The 17,061-nt window shown below is 74.4% G+C and carries 12 protein-coding genes; 9 read left to right on the forward strand and 3 right to left on the reverse strand.

Annotated elements, in window-relative coordinates; genetic code table 11:
* Positions 1-37 precede the first annotated feature (37 nt).
* Entirely contained in the window at positions 38-766 is a 729-nt protein-coding gene (locus tag NFS20_RS03730) for a response regulator (protein WP_251150376.1), read from the forward strand.
* Positions 767-898: 132 nt separating this feature from the next.
* Here NFS20_RS03730 and NFS20_RS03735 read toward each other — a convergent pair whose 3' ends face one another.
* Positions 899-1,849: a PDDEXK family nuclease gene (locus tag NFS20_RS03735; RefSeq protein WP_251150377.1), complete on the reverse strand. Its 951-nt coding sequence runs from the start codon at positions 1,847-1,849 to the stop codon at positions 899-901.
* Between the two features lie 447 nt (positions 1,850-2,296).
* Between NFS20_RS03735 and NFS20_RS03740 the strand changes: the two genes are divergently transcribed.
* From NFS20_RS03740 to NFS20_RS22140, 3 genes are all read left to right on the forward strand, one after another.
* Complete coding sequence (locus tag NFS20_RS03740) at positions 2,297-3,157, forward strand: ABC transporter ATP-binding protein (protein WP_251150378.1); 861 nt, start codon at positions 2,297-2,299, stop codon at positions 3,155-3,157.
* Positions 3,157-5,709, forward strand: a complete 2,553-nt coding sequence (locus NFS20_RS03745; RefSeq protein WP_251150379.1) for an ABC transporter permease — start codon at positions 3,157-3,159, stop codon at positions 5,707-5,709. Before NFS20_RS03740 ends, NFS20_RS03745 begins: the two co-directional genes overlap by 1 nt.
* Before the next feature lie 123 nt (positions 5,710-5,832).
* A complete protein-coding gene (locus tag NFS20_RS22140; RefSeq protein ID WP_285821097.1) occupies positions 5,833-10,113 on the forward strand; it encodes an FtsK/SpoIIIE domain-containing protein in 4,281 nt (1,426 codons plus the stop codon).
* Between the two features lie 87 nt (positions 10,114-10,200).
* Here the strand turns inward: NFS20_RS22140 and NFS20_RS03755 are convergent, their stop codons facing one another.
* The gene (locus NFS20_RS03755; protein WP_251150380.1) at positions 10,201-10,635 is read right to left on the reverse strand and encodes a hypothetical protein; all 435 of its coding nucleotides are present in this window, start codon (positions 10,633-10,635) and stop codon (positions 10,201-10,203) included.
* 221 nt (positions 10,636-10,856) lie between these two features.
* Between NFS20_RS03755 and NFS20_RS03760 the strand changes: the two genes are divergently transcribed.
* On the forward strand, positions 10,857-11,105 hold the full coding sequence (locus NFS20_RS03760; protein ID WP_021481972.1) for a WhiB family transcriptional regulator: 249 nt from the start codon (positions 10,857-10,859) through the stop codon (positions 11,103-11,105).
* 107 nt (positions 11,106-11,212) lie between these two features.
* Here the strand turns inward: NFS20_RS03760 and NFS20_RS03765 are convergent, their stop codons facing one another.
* Positions 11,213-12,700, reverse strand: a complete 1,488-nt coding sequence (locus tag NFS20_RS03765) for a sensor histidine kinase (RefSeq protein WP_251150600.1) — start codon at positions 12,698-12,700, stop codon at positions 11,213-11,215.
* A gap of 89 nt (positions 12,701-12,789) precedes the next feature.
* On the opposite strand from NFS20_RS03765, the gene NFS20_RS03770 reads away from it, so the two are divergent.
* The 4 genes from NFS20_RS03770 (at position 12,790) to NFS20_RS03785 (ending at position 17,037) form a co-directional block, all read left to right on the forward strand.
* Positions 12,790-13,299 (forward strand): DUF2505 domain-containing protein, encoded by a 510-nt coding sequence (locus NFS20_RS03770; RefSeq protein ID WP_251150381.1) that lies wholly within the window; start codon positions 12,790-12,792, stop codon positions 13,297-13,299.
* A 238-nt stretch (positions 13,300-13,537) separates the two neighbouring features.
* A complete protein-coding gene (locus NFS20_RS03775) occupies positions 13,538-14,869 on the forward strand; it encodes an ABC transporter substrate-binding protein (RefSeq protein ID WP_251150382.1) in 1,332 nt (443 codons plus the stop codon).
* Positions 14,870-14,992: 123 nt separating this feature from the next.
* A complete protein-coding gene (locus NFS20_RS03780) occupies positions 14,993-16,120 on the forward strand; it encodes a carbohydrate ABC transporter permease (protein ID WP_251150383.1) in 1,128 nt (375 codons plus the stop codon).
* Complete coding sequence (locus NFS20_RS03785; RefSeq protein WP_251150384.1) at positions 16,117-17,037, forward strand: carbohydrate ABC transporter permease; 921 nt, start codon at positions 16,117-16,119, stop codon at positions 17,035-17,037. The genes NFS20_RS03780 and NFS20_RS03785 overlap by 4 nt, the downstream gene beginning before the upstream one ends.
* The last annotated feature ends 24 nt before the right edge of the window (positions 17,038-17,061 follow it).

Here is a 17,061-nt window from a genome sequence, read left to right on the forward strand (position 1 = left end):
CGAGCACTCTGCCCACCCCCACGACCGACAGGACGCCATGACCGACGCCACCGCCCTCCTCCCGTCCGACGAGCCCGCGAGCGCCCCGGTGCGCGTCGCCCTCGTCGACGACCAGCAGCTCGTGCGCGCGGGGTTCCGCATGGTCATCGACTCCCAGCCCGACCTGCAGGTCACGGTCGAGGCGGGCGACGGCCTGCAGGCGCTGCGGCTCCTCGCCGACCACCCGGTCGACGTCGTCCTCATGGACGTGCGCATGCCGCACCTCGACGGCCTGCAGACGACGGCACGGCTCACCGCGGCCGCCGCCGAGGGAGCGCACGTGCCCCGCGTCATCGTCCTCACGACGTTCGACCTCGACGAGTACGTCCTCGAGGCGATCCGGACCGGCGCGAGCGGCTTCCTGCTCAAGGACGCCCCGCCGGAGGAGATGCTCGCGGCCATCCGCACGGTGCACCGCGGGGACGCGGTGATCGCGCCGTCCTCGACACGACGCCTCCTCGAGCACCTCGTCACGGCGCTGCCCGCCGAGCAGGTCGCGGACTCCCCCGCGCACGCGGCCGTCGAGGGCCTCACGGAGCGCGAGCGTGAGGTGCTCCTGCTCATGGCGCGCGGCCGGTCCAACACGGAGATCGCGAGCGACCTGTTCGTCGCCGAGGCCACGGTCAAGACCCACGTCGGCCGGATCCTCGCCAAGCTCGGCGCGCGCGACCGGGTCCAGGCCGTCGTGACCGCGTACGAGACCGGCCTCGTCCGCCCCGGGGCCTGACGCCACCCGCGCCTGTCAGCGATCCACGGGCCCCGGGACCGGCTCGGTGCTGACAGCTCGAGACGCGATGCGACGGTCAGCGCTCCACCGGTCTCCGCGTCGGTGGGCCGCTGACAACCTCAGGGTCCTCCGCTACGCCGCGAGCGCGAGCCGTGCGAGGTGGTGCCGGACGATCGCGAGCACGCGCTCCGGCTCCCGCCGCGCGGCCATCGCCGGGAGACGCAGCCGGACGGTGCGCGCGTCGCCGCCGCCCAGCTCGGCGTCGCGCAACAGGTCGTCGTACCAGCGTCGGCGGTCGATGTGCCCGACGCCGTCGATCTCCACGACGAGCCGCCGCCCACCGGGCAGCCTCCACTCGACGTCGAGGAACCGCCACCGCCCGCTCGCGTCGCGCCGGCGGGACTGGCGAACCGGTTCCGGCAGCCCTGCCCGGCGGCACAGCCGTGCGAAGTCGATCTCGGCGAGCGAGTCCGTCCCGCCCGCGACGTCGCCGAGCGCGTGCCGCATCGTCCGTCGGTGTCGCACCGCGCCCACCTCGTCCAGCTTCTCGAGCAGCGCGCCGGGCGTCGTGAGGCGCTGCTGGACGACGGCCGCCATCAGTCCCGCGGCGGTCCGCCACGACGGCTGCCACGCCGCGGCGTCGACCGCCGCGCGCTCGACGACGTGGACGGGCAGCCCGTCGAGGTCGCCGACGTCGGCGGTCGCCGGACGCCGCGACTCGTGCACGACGAGCCACGGCGCGCGGTCCGCCCGCTGACCTCGCGCGATCACGAGATGGACCGGTGCCCGGTCCCAACCCGTCAGTCCGTGCAGAGCCAGGGCGGTCCACGCACCGATCGCCGCGTCCGGTGGCGCACCGAGGACGGCGGCCCAGAGCCGGGCCTCCCGGACGAGAGGGCCTCGGTGCAGCACGAGCACGTCCCGGCTGACGCGTCGCCACCTGCGGGCACGCTCCTGGTGGGCGATCTCGTCGCAGGTCACGCCGAGAAGCGTCAGCTGCGCCCGCGCCACCACCCCGTGCTGCCGGGACGCGAGCCCGCGCAGCCCGGTGACGTCGTCGAGAAAGCTCGCTCGTCCGCTCATGGGCGCGATCGTGCCCGTGCTCGACGTTCCGGTCGTGCCCCGGGGGGCGGCACTGTGGAGAAGAAGGTCGCCGACCGCTCCTGTGGACGGCGGCGGTCCGCGGGATCCCGCCGTCGGTCAGTCCCTCACGGCGACGAGAGCGTCCGGGCCAGCGGCGCCGTCGGGATACCGGACCTGTCAGCGCTCCCCCGGCCCGCAGACCCGCTCAGGGCTGACAGCTGAGAGGCCCGCGAACCTGTCAGCCGCCCACGGGTCTCCATACCTCCTGGACGCTGACAACCGCGGGGCGTCGCGTACGACCACGGGATGACAGCCCGCCCGTGAGGTCCCGACCGACGCCGGACGCGACGACGGCGGGCCGGTCCGTAGCGTCGAGGACGTTACCCGGGCGACGTCCCGGGTGCACCTCTCGAGACATCCGCACAGCAGCTGACACCAGGAGACGACGTGGACACGACCGTGTACCGACCCGCCGAGCCCGCACCCGACGGCGGCCCCGGAGCGAGGACGGCCGGCCCAGCGGTGCGCGCCCGCGCGCTGCGCAAGACCTATGGCACGGGCGAGGCGGTCGTGCGCGCGCTCGACGGTGTCGACGTGGACTTCGAGCGCGGGCACTTCACCGCGATCATGGGCCCCTCGGGCTCGGGCAAGTCGACGCTCATGCACCTGCTCGCCGGGCTCGACTCCGCGACGGACGGGCACGCGTTCATCGGCGACACCGACGTCACGCGCCTCAACGACAACGCGCTCACCCAGCTGCGCCGCGACCGCGTCGGCTTCGTGTTCCAGTCGTTCAACCTCCTGCCGATGTTCACGGCGGAGCAGAACATCACGCTGCCGGTCGAGCTCGCGGGCGGCACCGTCGACCGCGCGTGGTTCGACACCCTGGTCAGCACGCTCGGCCTCCAGGCACGCCTCACGCACCGCCCGAGCGAGCTCTCGGGCGGCCAGCAGCAGCGCGTCGCCATCGCGCGGGCGCTCATCGCCGCCCCGGAGGTCGTGTTCGCCGACGAGCCGACGGGCAACCTCGACTCGCGCTCCGGCGCGGAGGTGCTGAGCTTCCTGCGCCGCAGCGTCCGCGAGCTCGGCCGCACGATCATCATGGTCACGCACGACCCGGCGGCGGCGGCGTACGCGGACCGCGTCGTGCTCATCGCCGACGGCCGCATCGCGGGCGACATCGCCGACCCGACGCCCGAGTCGGTGCTCGCCGGCCTCGACGCGCTGCGCACGCTCGAGGTCGCCGGACCGGACGAGCGCGGCGACGTCGCGGCAGCGGGTGCGGCCACGGGGACGGTGCGCGCCTGATGCTCCGCCTGACCCTGGCGCAGATGCGCCGCAGCCTGGGCCGCCTCACCGCGGCCGGCGTCGCGATCGTCATCGGGACGGCCTTCGTCACGGCGACGCTCATCGCGGGCAACGTCATCACCCGGACCACCAACGACTCGATCGCCGCGCAGTTCGCGGACGCCGACCTCGTGGTGTCCGCACCTGCCGACCTCACCGCCGCGGACGTCGACGCGCTCGCCGCCGTCGAGGGAGTCCAGGCGGTCGACGCCGTACAGCTGACCTACCTGGACCTGTCCAACGGCTCGAAGCGCGTCTTCCAGATGGGGATCCCGACACCGTCGGACCCGCGGTTCCAGGCGCTGGAGGTCGTCGAGGGCTCGCTCCCGAGCGCGCCCGGACAGCTCGCCCTGCCCGAGAGCGTCGCCGAACGCCTCGACGTCTCGGTGGGCGACACCGTCGTGAGCCTGCGCAACGTGTGGGACGACTCGGCACCCGACGGCGGCGCGTACGAGGAGCTCCGCGACGAGCTGACGGTCGTCGGCACGACGGACGACCCGTACGGCGCGTACGCCCAGATGGGCGGTGCGGCCGTCCTCTCCGCCGCGGACGTCGCCGCGTGGGAGGCCGCGCAGCGGTCGGCCGAGGACGCCGAGCGCACGTACTCCGCCGCGATGGTCGGGCTCGCGCCCGGCACGGACCTCGAGGCGGTGCGCGCCGCGCTGGTCGCGCAGGGTCCGGACGGGTCGCGGGCCGTCACGCCGTCCGAGCACGCGCAGGACGTCGCGCGCAGCATGACGGGAGACCGCGACGTGTTCACGTTCGTCATCCTCGGCTTCGCCGCGGTCGCGCTGATCGTCGCCGCGCTCGTCATCGCGAACACGTTCCAGGTGCTCGTCGCCCAGCGCACCCGCACGCTCGCGCTGCTGCGCGCCGTCGGGGCGAACAAGGCGCAGCTCGCGCGCTCGGTGCTCTCGGAGGCGACGATCCTCGGCGTGGCGTCGTCGGTGGGCGGCGTCCTGGTGGGCGCCCTGCTCACGCAGGTCGCGCTGCTCGTCGCCCGTGGCGCCGACCTCGGCGTGCCCGTCCCCTCGACGATCACCGTCACCCCGGCGGTCGTGCTCGTGCCGCTCCTCGTGGGCACGCTCGTCACGCTCGTCGCCTCCCTGGCACCGGCCCGCGCGGCGACCCGCGTCGCGCCGCTCGAGGCCCTGCGCCCGGCCGACGCCCCGAGCGTGCGCGGCGGCGGACGCGTGCGCCTCGTGCTCGCGTCCCTGCTCACGCTCGGTGGCGCGGCGCTCCTCGCGGGCGGGATCGTGCTGGGTGCGAACAGCCCCGAGGCGGGGATCCTCGTCGGTGTCGCGGGCGGCGCGCTGTCGTTCGTCGGCGTGCTCGTCGGTGCCGTGTTCTGGCTGCCGAAGGTCGTCGCGCTCGTCGGCCGCCTCCTCGCGGGCACCGGGTCGACGGCGCGCCTCGCCGCGGCGAACACCCTGCGCAACCCGCGGCGAACCACGGCGACGAGCACCGCGCTGCTCATCGGCGTCACGCTCGTCGCGATGATGTCCACAGGTGCCGCGAGCGCCCGGTCGAGCCTCGACTCCGCCCTCGACGACCAGTACCCCGTGGACGTGATGGTCGCGGCCGACAACTACGGGTCGACGGACCAGCCCGTGCCCGACACGGTCGTGCGGGCGGTGTCCGAGGTGGACGGTGTCGCGGGGGTCGTCGGGCTCACCGGGACGGAGGTCACGCTGCCCGACGGGAGCTACGCCTCGGTGCACGGCGTGGAGCCCGCGGAGGCGCTCGACGTCGTCCGCTCGCCCGAGACGCTCGAGGCGTTCGGCGAGGGCACGGTCATGGTGCCCGAGTACTCCGCCGAGTCGTACGGCGTCACCGACGGCGACGAGCTGACGCTCACCGGACCGACCGGCGAGACGGTCGAGCTCACGGCCCACGTCGGGGCGATCGGCGACCGCTGGCTGATGACGACCGCCGACGCCCTGGCCGTCGACCCCTCGGCCGTCGTCTCGCGGCTGTGGGTCGGCCTGGGCTCGCCGGACGACGCGATGCAGGTCGTGCCCGCGATCCAGGACGCGATCGTCGGGACGGACGCGCCCGTGGAGGTGATCGGCGTCGCGGTCGAGCGCGCGACGATGCAGCAGGTCATCGACACGATCCTCGCGGTGATCGTCGGGCTGCTCGCCGTGGCGGTCGTCATCGCGCTCATCGGCGTGGCGAACACGCTCTCGCTGTCCGTCATCGAGCGGCGCCGCGAGTCCGCGACGCTGCGCGCGATCGGGCTCAGCCGTTCGCAGCTGCGCTGGATGCTGGCGCTCGAGGGCATGCTCATCGCGGGCGTCGGCGCGCTGCTCGGGATCACGCTCGGCGTGCTCTACGGCTGGGCGGGGTCGGCGACCGCGCTGAGCATCATGGGCGACGTGTCGCTCACCGTGCCGTGGCGGGACATCGTGCTCGTGCTCGTCGTGGCGCTCGTGGCCGGCCTGGTGGCGTCCGTCGTCCCCGGCCGGACGGCGGCCCGGACGTCGCCGGTCGCGGCGCTCGCGGTGGACTGACGCGCCACGGACGTCCTGGTCCGTGCCCGGACCGGACGTCCGGCGGACGCCCCTGCGGACAGTTGTCCACAGGGGCGTCCGTCGTCCCGGCGCGGGTGGCGTCCCAGGCGGCAGGATCGGCACGTGCCCGCCCCGACCGCTCCCGCTCCCCCGCAGCCCGCCCCTGCCCGGGCGGCTCTCCCTGCTCCCGGGGTGGCGGGCGCCGCCGCGCGGGTGACCCTGCGGCCGGGCACGGACCTGCTGCTCGACGTCGGCGTCCGCCTCGGCGACGCACGACAGGCCCTCGCCGACCTGACGTGCCGGCCCGAGCTCCTCACCGCACCGCTGCGCGTCGACGGCGTCCGCGTCGACGACGACCAGCGGTGCGGCACCCGACCCCTCCTCCCCGGCGCCACGCTCGCGACGGACGACGCGCGTGAGGACGCCGCACGCCCGTGGGCCGCGGACGTCCTCGCCGCGCCGTGGCACGTCGCCGTGGTGGGCGGCCCTCGCGCCGGCCGGCTGGTGCCGGTCACGCCCCCGGCCGCGCCGGGCCGGCAGTCCGGGGCGCGGACACCGGACGGCCTCGTCGCGGTCGACGCGCTCGAGGTGCGGTCGACCCGGGTCCGGCGGGGACACGTCGTGCGGGTCCGTGGCCCGCGGGGCGCGTTCCGGGTGCGGGCCGCCGACCCGGCCCGGCCCGCCGCCCGGGGCTCGGGGCGCCGGCGCCGCCTCTCGCCGAGGTGGGCGACACGCTGGCGCGAGGGGCACGTCGTCGTGCACGGCTCGACGACCTACGCGCTGCGGCCTCGCCCGCGCCTCGAGCACGCGCCCCGTGTGCCGCCCTCGGACGCGGTCGCGGTCGCGGGGACGACCGCGGGCCCCGAGGCGTCGCGCCGCTGGAGCACGCACCTCGCGACGGCGCTCACCCCGGCCGTGGCGTCGCTCGCGCTCGCGGTGACGTTCCGCCAGCCGCTGTACGCGCTGCTCGCCCTCGTCGGTCCGCTCGCCCTGCTGCTGCCGGCGCTCCTGGACGCCCGACGTCGTCGCACCGCCGGGCGCGACGCCGGCGACGGACCCGGGACGGGTCCCGGCGGCGTCCCGGGCCCCGGGCGGGGCGGCGTGCCGGCCGCGGCTGCCGGCGGGGCCGCGGGGGCTCGGTCCCCCGACCCTCTGCGGCCCCGCCCCGCCGACGTGCTCACCTGGGCAGCGGTCGCCCACCTCGCCCCCGACGACACCGTGCAGGCCGTTCCCGGCCGTGCGGTCGTCGATCATGGCCCCCCTGCCGGCCCACCGGCGGGCCGACCGACCGGGTCGACGCCGGGGTCCACCACGGACGACGGGCTCGGCGTCCGGCTGCCGGACGGCTGCATCGCGGTGGTCGGCCCGCGGAACGCGGCCCTCGCGGCAGCACGCGCCGTGCTCGCCGAGCTGCTGACCTCCGGGGCCGCCCCGACGGTCCGGCACGGACCGGGTGCGGCGTCCGACTGGTCCTGGTGCCGGTGGCTGCCGCGGAGCACGCTCGTGCGGAGCCTCGACGACGCCGCGGCCGCTGCCGCTGCCGCGAGGCTGCTCGTCGTCGACGGCGACCTCGCGCCCGGCGAGCTCGCTGCCGCGTGGGAACGGCTCGGCCCTGCGGGGGCACGCCTGGTCCTCGTCGCGCGCGACGTGCAGGCCGTGCCCGCGTGGTGCCGCACCGTCCTGGCGGTCGGCGGCGACGACGCCGTGCTCACCGGGGCGGACGGCGTCGGCACGACGACCCCGTACGTCGGCGTGGACGTCACATGGGCCCAGGAGCTCGCCCGTCACCTCGCGGCGGCCGAGCACCTCGGCCGGCTCCGTGCGCCCGGCGTCGCGACGGTCCCCGACGGCTGCGACCCTGCGGCGTCGACCCTCCCCGACGACGTCTCCCTGGGAGCTCTCCTCGGTGCACCGGCGGCGCCCGAGCCGGTCGGCGCGACGGTCGCGTGGGTCGCCGACCGCTGGCGGCGCGCCGCGACGCGCGACGGCCGAGGCCTCCCGGTCCCGCTCGGCGTCGGCCCGGGCGGTACGCCGGAGGTCGTCGACCTCGTCGCCGACGGTCCGCACGTGCTCGTGGCAGGCACGACGGGCGCGGGCAAGTCCGAGCTCCTCCAGTCCCTGGTCGCGGGTCTCGCGCTCGGACGCTCGCCGGCCGAGCTGACGTTCGTGCTGGTCGACTTCAAGGGCGGCGCGAGCTTCGGTGAGTGCGGGAGGCTGCCGCACGTCGTCGGTCAGGTGACGGACCTCGACGCAGGTCTCGCCGGGCGGGCGCTCGCCGGTCTGCGGGCGGAGCTCCGCCGTCGGGAGCGCGTCCTCGCCGCGGCGGGCGCCGCGAGCGTCGACGACGTGCCCGCGGGCACGCTCCCCCGGCTGGTCGTGGTCATCGACGAGTTCCGCGCGCTCGCCGACGAGCTGCCCGAGTTCCTCCCGGGCCTCCTGCGCGTCGCCGCCCAGGGCCGCTCGCTCGGCGTGCACCTCGTGCTCGCGACGCAGCGCCCCGCCGGTGCGGTGAGCGCGGACGTGCGCGCCAACATCACGCTGCGGCTCGCGCTGAGAGTCGTCGACGCCGCGGACTCGCGCGACGTCGTCGAGTCGCCCCACGCGGCGCTGATCCCCACCGGGACACCGGGGCGGCTCGTGCTGCGCCGCGGCGCCGCCCCACCCGTCGCGCTCCAGTGCGCGCGGGCCGGGGCACCGGTCCCGGTGCCGACGGCCGGGGTCCGTGCTGCCCCGGGCTGGGGCGCCACCACGCTCCCGGCCGACGACGCCCTCGCGCGCGGCGGGGGCGAGGGCACCCCGGCGCCGGACACCCTCGCACGGCTCGTCGACGCGGCCCGCACCGTCGCCGCCAGTGCGGGGATCACGACACCCGGCCCGCCGTGGCTGCCCGCGCTGCCGGAACAGGTCCGCGCGCGGGACCTCGGCGCCCTGGGCGCCCTGAGCGGTCCGGTCGACGCCCGGCGCGAGCCCAGCGGTCCGGTCGGCCCGGACACCGAGGGCGCCCTCGGGACGGACGCTCGCGCGACGCTGCCCCTGGCTCTCGGCGACGACCCCGACCACCAGCGTCGCGTCGTCGTCGGATGGGACCCGCGGGACGGCCACCTCGCCGTCCTCGGACGCGCGCGCTCCGGACGGACGACGACCCTGGTCGCCCTCGCGCACGCCGCCCTCGCGCAGGGCTGGCACGTCCACGCCGTCGGAGCGCGGCTCGGCGAGATCGCGGCGCACCCCGCCGCCGGGACCGTGGTCGACCGCTCCGACGCCCGGCGCGTCGCGCGGCTGCTGCGCCTCCTCGCGCAGCACGACGACGGACAGGACCGACCCGTCGGGGCGCTCGGCACGGCGCCCACCCTCGTCCTCGTCGACGACGTCGAGGCGGTCCGTTCGACGCTCTCGGCGCTCGCGGGGGGCGCAGGGGCCGACCTGCTCGCCGAGGCGCTCACGGAATCCGGCGCGGCCTTCGCCGTCGCCGGGTCCGGGCCGACCGTCGCCGGTCTGGCCGCGTGCATCGGGGTCCGCACGGTCCTGTCGTCCCGCGACCGCCACGACGACGTGTCCCTCGGCGTCCCCGCCCCGCTGGCGGGGCGAGGCGGCCCTCCCGGCCGGGCGGTGTGGATCGGCCCGGGGGAACCCCTCGTCTGCCAGGTCGTCCTGCCGGACGTCGACCCGGCGGACCCCGGCCTGGTGGACCCCGGCCCGTTGCGCCTCGCCGTTCTGCCGACGACGATCCGCGAGAGCGCGCTGCACGTGGCCGACCGTCCCCGCGTCCCAGGCCTGCCCGACGAGGTGCCCGTGGGGATCGGTGGTGACGACGCGTCCGTGCTCACGCTCGACGCGAGCCGCGGCGCCCTGGTCGTCGGTCCGCCCGGCAGCGGGCGCACGACCGCGCTCGTGCTGCTCGCCCGGCACGCACGGACCGTGGGCGTGCTGCGCGGGGTCCTCGCGCGCGACCGCTCGCTGCAGGACGTCGCGGGGCCGGGCGTCGCCGTCGGCGGACGCTTCTCGCCGGCCGAGGTCGGCCGCGTCCTCGATGCGGTCGTCGCGTCGGGTACGACGCCGGGGGCCTCCGGGGCTCCTGTCCTCGTCGTCGACGACATCGACCAGCTCGCCCAGCTGTGCGTGCTCGAGGCGGACCGCGTCGCGGCGCTGTGCCGCGAGGACGTGCGCCTCGTGGCGTCCGCGGCCACCGGGTCGGCGGTCATGGCGATGCGGGGTCCGCTCGCCGAGCTGCGCGCACGACGCTCGGGGATCGTCCTCGCGCCGGCGGAACGAGGGAGCGGCGAGGTCTTCGGTCACGACCTGTCGTGGCTCGCCGACCCAGGACGTCCCCGACCGGGGCGAGGCGTCCTCGTCGAGGGCTCGCGGCTCGCACCGGTACAGGTCGCGCTCCCCGACGGAGGATGACGGCGGTCCGGACCGGCCGGGACGCGGCTGCGCGCCACCGTCGCGCGGCCGTGCGACGGCGCGCGTGTCCCAGCGACGGCGCGCGTCTCAGGCGGCCGGACGGGCGTCGCGCGTCGTCGCCTCGACCACCGGCCGGAGCATGAGCAGCACGAGCACGACCACGGCGAGCACCAGGGCCACCGCGATCCACGCCGACGCCCCGGACTGCAACGAGCTGATCACGACGACGACCTGGAGGATCTGCCAGGTGGCGACGGGGGACCGGGCCCACCGGCGGCCCTGCAGCAGCCCGCGGACGCACAGGACGAGGAGTGTCGCGACGCCGAGCGCGAACACCACGAGGAACAGGCTCACGCCGACGGACCGGGAGCCACCGGCGAGCAGCTCGACGAGCACCACCGCCCCGCCCACGGCGAGCGCGAGGGCCTCGACGAGGACGCCCACGACGAGGGCGACGAGGGCCGGCGGGCGGTCCCCGGGGCCGGTCTCCGGACGGTCCTGCGGGGCGGGTCGAGGGGGCACGATCACCCAGCGTACGCCGCGACCTGGGCGTTCACTTCCGTGTGACGCACACCTCACGATTCATCCAGAGGAAACTTCCTCGTAACCCCTTGTGCTCGTCTTCACGAGGTGTGAACCTGGTTCAAGCATCAATTACCCCCCGCTCGGAACCTGGCCTTGCGGCGCCCACCGCGCAGCGTCATCACCTGCGTCCAGGTTCCCCCCGCACCAAGGAGATCACCATGGACTGGCGCCACCGCGCAGCCTGCCTGGACGAAGACCCGGAGCTGTTCTTCCCGATCGGCAACACGGGCCCGGCCCTGCTGCAGATCGAGGAGGCGAAGGCCGTGTGCCGTCGCTGCGACGTCGTCGACACGTGCCTCAAGTGGGCGATCGAGTCGGGTCAGGACGCCGGCGTCTGGGGCGGCCTGTCCGAGGACGAGCGTCGCGCGCTCAAGCGCCGCACCGCCCGCGCCCGCCGCGCCGGCTGACGCCCGCCCGCGGAGCAGCACCGCAGCACCTTCACGAAGGGCCGCCACCCCACCGGGTGGCGGCCCTTCGTGATGGAGATGCCCGACGCGATGCCCTGGCTGCACCCTCAGGCGTGACGCGACCCCGCGCCGTCACGCAGGACGAGCTGCAGGACGACCTGCGTGCCTCCCCCGGGGCGCGGACCCCACTCGATCGACCCGCCGAGCTCGTTCGTCACGAGGGTCTGGACGATCTGCGAGCCGAGACCGCTCTTCGCCACCCTGCCCGCGTAGGCGACGCCGCCGTCCGGCATCCCGGTGCCGTCGTCGGCGACGACGATGCGCACCGCGGACCCCTCGCGCTCGACCGCCACCTCAACCGTGCCCGACTCCTGCTTCGCCAGGCCGTGCTCCACGGCGTTCGTGACCAGCTCCGTGAGGACGAGCGCGAGCGGTGTCGCGTCCTCGGCGGGGACGAGCCCGAAGCTGCCCGTGCGGACGGTGCGCACGCTCGTGTCGGCGGACGCGACGTCGGCGGCGAGGCGCAGCGCCCGGCCGACCATGTCGTCGAACTCGACCTCCTCGTCGAGGGTCTGCGAGAGGCCCTCGTGGACCAGCGCGATCGTCGCGACGCGCCGCATGGCCTCCTCGAGGGCCGCGCGGGCCTCCGGGATGTCCATCCGCCGGGCCTGCAGGCGCAGGAGCGCGGCGACGGTCTGGAGGTTGTTCTTCACGCGATGGTGGATCTCGCGGATCGTCGCGTCCTTCGTGATGAGCTCGCGCTCACGGCGCCGCAGCTCCGACACGTCACGGCACAGGAGCACCGCGCCGATGCGCTGACCCGACTCCGTGAGCGGCAGCGCCCGCAGCGACAGCGCGACGCGGTGCGCCTCGATGTCGGTGCGCCACGGCGCTCGTCCCATGACGACGAGGGGCAGGGACTCGTCGACGGTCCGCTCGTGCTCGATGAGGTCGGTCGTCACCTCGACGAGGGACCGGCCGACGAGCGGACCGATGACGCCGAGGCGGTGGAAGCAGCTCAGGGCGTTGGGGCTCGCGTAGAGCACCTCGCCCTCGGAGTTGAGGCGGATCAGCCCGTCGCCGACGCGCGGAGCGCCGCGGCGCGGGCCCGTCGCGGCGTTGGGGAACGGGAACTCGCCGCGCGAGATCATCGCGATGAGGTCGTCGGCCGCCTCGACGTAGTTGAGCTCGAGCCGGCTCGGTGTGCGCCCGCTGCCGAGGTTGGTCTGGCGCGCGACGACGGCGATGGCACGACCCTCGTGGACGACCGGGATGGCCTCCTCGCGCACGGCGTACGCCCCGAACCAGCGGGGTTCGCGCGACCGCTGCGAGCGCGCCTCCGTGAGGGCGCGCTCGAGCTGCGGGCGCTGGCCGTCCGGGGCGTGCGAGCCGACGATGTCGTCGTAGTGAACGGTCGCGCCGGTCGAGGGACGGCACTGGGACACGGCGACGAAGTTGCCGTCCTGCGTGGGGAGCCAGAGCACCAGGTCGGCGAAGGCGAGGTCGGAGATCACCTGCCAGTCCCCCACGAGCAGATGGAGCCACTCGTTGTCACCGGCGCTGAGGTCGGCGTGGCGGGAGATGAGGTCACTCATGGCAGACACGGACCCCAGCGTAGTTGCGCGCGGCCCGTTAGAGTCCCGATGAGCGCCCACGCCCCGGGCGCGTCCCCGAGGAGGCCCCCGTGCACCTGAGCGTCGAGCTGCGCTATCCCGCACCCGTCCACGCGGTCGGCGCGATGCTCGCCGACGAGCCGTTCGTCCGGTGGCGTGCCGAGCGGTCGGGCGGGCCGGGCGGGGCGGTCGAGCAGGTCGACGTCACGGGCAGCGCCGCGGCGGGGTTCACCGTCGCGGTGCGCCGGGAGCTCCCGACGGACCAGATCCCGTCGCACGTGCGCACCTTCGTCGGGGGCCGGCTGGAGATCCGCCAGGCGGAGGCGTGGGAGCCGGAGCGCGACGGCACGCGGGCCGGCACCGTGTCGCTCGAGATCACCGGCGCCCCCGTCCGGCTGACCGGTACGGTCCGGCTCGCGGCGGACCCCGCCGATCCGACGGCCACGGTCCAGACGTACTCGGGGGAGATCAAGGCCTCGGTCCCGCTGTTCGGAGGTGCGATCGAGGAGGCCGCGGCGGGGGCCGTGCGCGGCGCGCTCGCTGCGGAGGAGCGCGCAGGGCGCGAGTGGCTCGCCCGATGACGACCCGTCGAGCGGTCTCGAACCGGTAACAATTTCGGCCGCATCCCCGGCCGAGGCGCGACGGTTACCCTTCTGACCTGCAAAGATGCGTCGGTGGGAGCGCGACCACCGCGCCCCCTCCGCCGACGGCGCTTGACACGCCCCACCCGGGCCGAGCACCATCGAGCCACGTTCATGGAAGCGCTACCACTCTGGAGTGGGAGCGCTGCCATCCCGTCCCACCGACAAGGGAGTCACCGTGCTGAGCAGCACCCGTACGACCCGCCGGTCCCGCAAGGCGATCTCCGCCGCTGCGGGCCTCGCGGCCATCACCCTCACCCTCACCGCGTGCTCGAGCGGCACGGGTTCCGACGACGAGACGTCCGGCTCGAGCGACGAGGAGATCACCCTCACCGTCGCGACGTTCAACGACTTCGGCTACACCGACGAGCTGCTCGCGGCGTACTCGGAGGAGCACCCCAACGTCACGGTCAAGCAGACGAAGGCCGCCAAGTCGGAGGACGCCCGCACCAACCTCACGACGAAGCTCGCCGCCGGTGGCGAGGGCCTCGCCGACATCGAGGCGATCGAGGTCGACTGGCTCCCCGAGCTCATGCAGTACCCGGACCTCTTCGAGGACCTGTCCGACGACGCGCTCGAGGGCCGCTGGGTGGACTGGAAGGTCCAGCAGGCGACGACGACCGACGGCAAGCTCATCGGGTACGGCACCGACATCGGCCCGAGCGCGATCTGCTACCGCCAGGACCTCTTCGAGGCCGCCGGCCTCGAGAGCGACCCGGCCGCCGTCGCCGAGCTGCTCGGTGGCGAGGACGCGACGTGGGACGACTACTTCGCGGCCGGTGCGCAGTTCGTCGAGGCGAGCGACGCGGCCTGGTACGACTCGGCGATGTCCATCTCGCAGGGCATGGTCAACCAGATCGACAACGCCTACGAGGAGTCCGACGGCACGCCGAAGGACCTCGCGGAGAACACCGAGATCAAGGACATCTACGACACGGTGCTCGAGCAGTCGACGACCAACGGCCTGTCCGCCGGTCTCGAGCAGTGGTCCGCCGACTGGGACGCCGCGTTCCAGAACGACGGCTTCGCCACGATGATCTGCCCGGCGTGGATGACCGGCCCGGTCGAGGAGCGCTCGGGCGGTGTCACCGGCTGGAACGTCGCCGACGTGTTCCCCGGCGGCGGCCTCAACTGGGGCGGCTCGTTCCTCACGGTCCCGGCCACGGGCCCGAACGCCGAGGCGGCCAAGGAGCTCGCCGCGTGGCTGACCGACCCGGCGCAGCAGACCACGGCCTTCGAGAACGCGGGCACGTTCCCGTCGCAGGTCGAGGCGCAGGAGTCCGAGGCGGTCCAGTCCTTCACGAACGAGTTCTTCAACGCCGCCCCGGTCGGTGAGATCTTCGTGAACCGTGCGCTCGCGATCGACGGCGCCCCGTTCAAGGGCGCGAACTACTTCGCGATCCACACGACGGTGCAGGACGGCATCAAGCGCGTCGACGTCGAGAAGACCGACGACGCCGCGTCCTCGTGGGACAAGACGCTCCAGTCCTTCCAGGACCTGGGTCTCTGACCTGACAGGGCCGGGTCGGCGCGCACGCGCCGGCCCGGCCCCGCCGTGCGTCCTCGGGCGCACCCACCCCCCCGCCCCGCGTCCCGCGCCCACGACGACGCAGGCCGCCGTACAGGAACCCACATGGCCGTCCTCACCCCCACCCAGCCCTCACCAGGGCTCCGCGGGCCGAACGAGCGCGCACCGCGCCGCCTCGGCTTCTCCCAGCGCATGAGCCGCTGGGACGTCAAGGTGTCCCCCTACCTCTACATCTCGCCGTTCTTCGTGCTCTTCGCGATCACCGGCCTGTTCCCGCTCGTCTACACGGCCGTCGTGTCCGTGTACGACTGGAACCTCCTGGGTGGCCAGGGCGACTTCGTCGGTCTCCAGAACTACTCCGACGTCCTCGCGCAGCCCACGTTCTGGAAGTCGCTGCGCAACACGCTGTCGATCTTCGTGCTGTCGTCCGTGCCGCAGGTGATCGCCGCGATCGGGATCGCCGCGCTGCTCGACCAGAACCTGCGCACCGCGACGTTCTGGCGCATGGGCGTCCTGCTCCCCTACGTCGTCGCACCGGTCGCCGTCTCGATGATCTTCGGTCGCCTCTTCGCCGACCAGTACGGCCTCATCAACGAGCTGCTGGGCCTCGTCGGCGTCGACCCGGTGCGCTGGCACGCCGACACCTTCGCGAGCCACGTCGCCATCTCGTCCATGGTCAACTTCCGCTGGACCGGCTACAACGCGCTGATCTTCCTCGCCGCGATGCAGGCCGTGCCGCGCGAGCTCTACGAGGCCGCGATCATCGACGGCGCCGGGCGCGTCCGCCAGTTCTTCTCCGTCACGGTCCCGCAGATCCGCGCGACGATCATCTTCGTCGTCATCACGTCGACCATCGGTGGCCTCCAGATCTTCGACGAGCCGCGCATGTACGACGCGCAGGGCCTCGGCGGTGCCGACCGGCAGTGGATGACCACGGTGCTGTACCTGTACGACGTCGCGTGGGGCAACCAGAAGAACTTCGGCCGCGCCGCCGCGATCGCCTGGTTGCTGTTCCTCCTCATCCTGCTCATCGGGATGGTCAACTTCCTCGTGACACGACGGATCTCGACCTCGGGAGCGCCCACGGGCGACTCCCGACGCGAACGCCGACGACGCGCGGCGCGTGCCCGTGCCGAGCTCGCCGCGGCGTCGCAGCCGACCTCCCCCGCCCGTCACGTCGGACCGTCGGCAGGCGGCTCGACGCCCAGCACCACCGATCGGAGGAAGCGATGAGCTCCGTCCCCGTCGTCGCCCAGACCGCCGGGCCGGGCGCCGCGCGCGCCGCAGCCCGTCGCCGTTCCGCAGGCAAGAACGTCGGCGGCACCCAGCGTCGTCCTCGCTGGGTCACCTACACGCTGCTCGGCATCGTCCTGCTGATCTCGGTCTTCCCGCTGTACTTCACCCTCATCCTGGGGTCGTCGACCCCGGAGGAGATCTCGCGCAACGCCCTGCCGCAGCTCCTGCCGGACTCGAGCCTGTTCACCCAGTTCGGCGAGGTCATCAGCTCTGACGCGATCAACTTCTGGAAGGCTGCGTGGAACTCCGTCGTCATCGCGGTGATCACGTCGCTGTCCGTCGTGCTGTTCTCGACGCTCGCCGGGTTCTCGTTCTCCAAGCTCCGGTTCAAGGGGCGCGGACCGCTGCTCGTGTTCGTCATCGCCACGATGGCGGTCCCGACGCAGCTCGGCGTGATCCCCATGTACATCCTCATGTCGGACCTGGGGTGGATCGGCAAGCTGCAGGCGGTCATCGTGCCGGCGCTCGTCACGGCGTTCGGCGTGTTCTGGATGACCCAGTACCTCGGTGAGGCGCTGCCGTACGAGCTGATCGAGGCCGCGCGCGTCGACGGCGCGTCGATGTTCCGCACGTTCTGGTCGATCGCCCTGCCCGCGGCTCGCCCTGCCGCCGCGATGCTCGGCCTGTTCACGTTCGTGCAGCAGTGGACCAACTTCTTCTGGCCGTCCATCGTGCTCAACCAGAGCAATCCAACGCTGCCCCTAGTCGTCCGGTCGCTGCAGTCGAACTTCTTCGTCGACTACTCGCTCGTCATGGCAGGCATCTTCCTCGTGACGCTGCCGCTCATCGTGATCTTCATGTTCACGGGGCGCCAGCTCGTCGCGGGCATCATGCAGGGCGCCGTCAAGGGCTGACCCGCCCTGCCCGACTCCGTACCC

It is taken from the genome of Cellulosimicrobium sp. Marseille-Q4280 (assembly GCF_943181405.1).
GTDB lineage: Bacteria > Actinomycetota > Actinomycetes > Actinomycetales > Cellulomonadaceae > Cellulosimicrobium.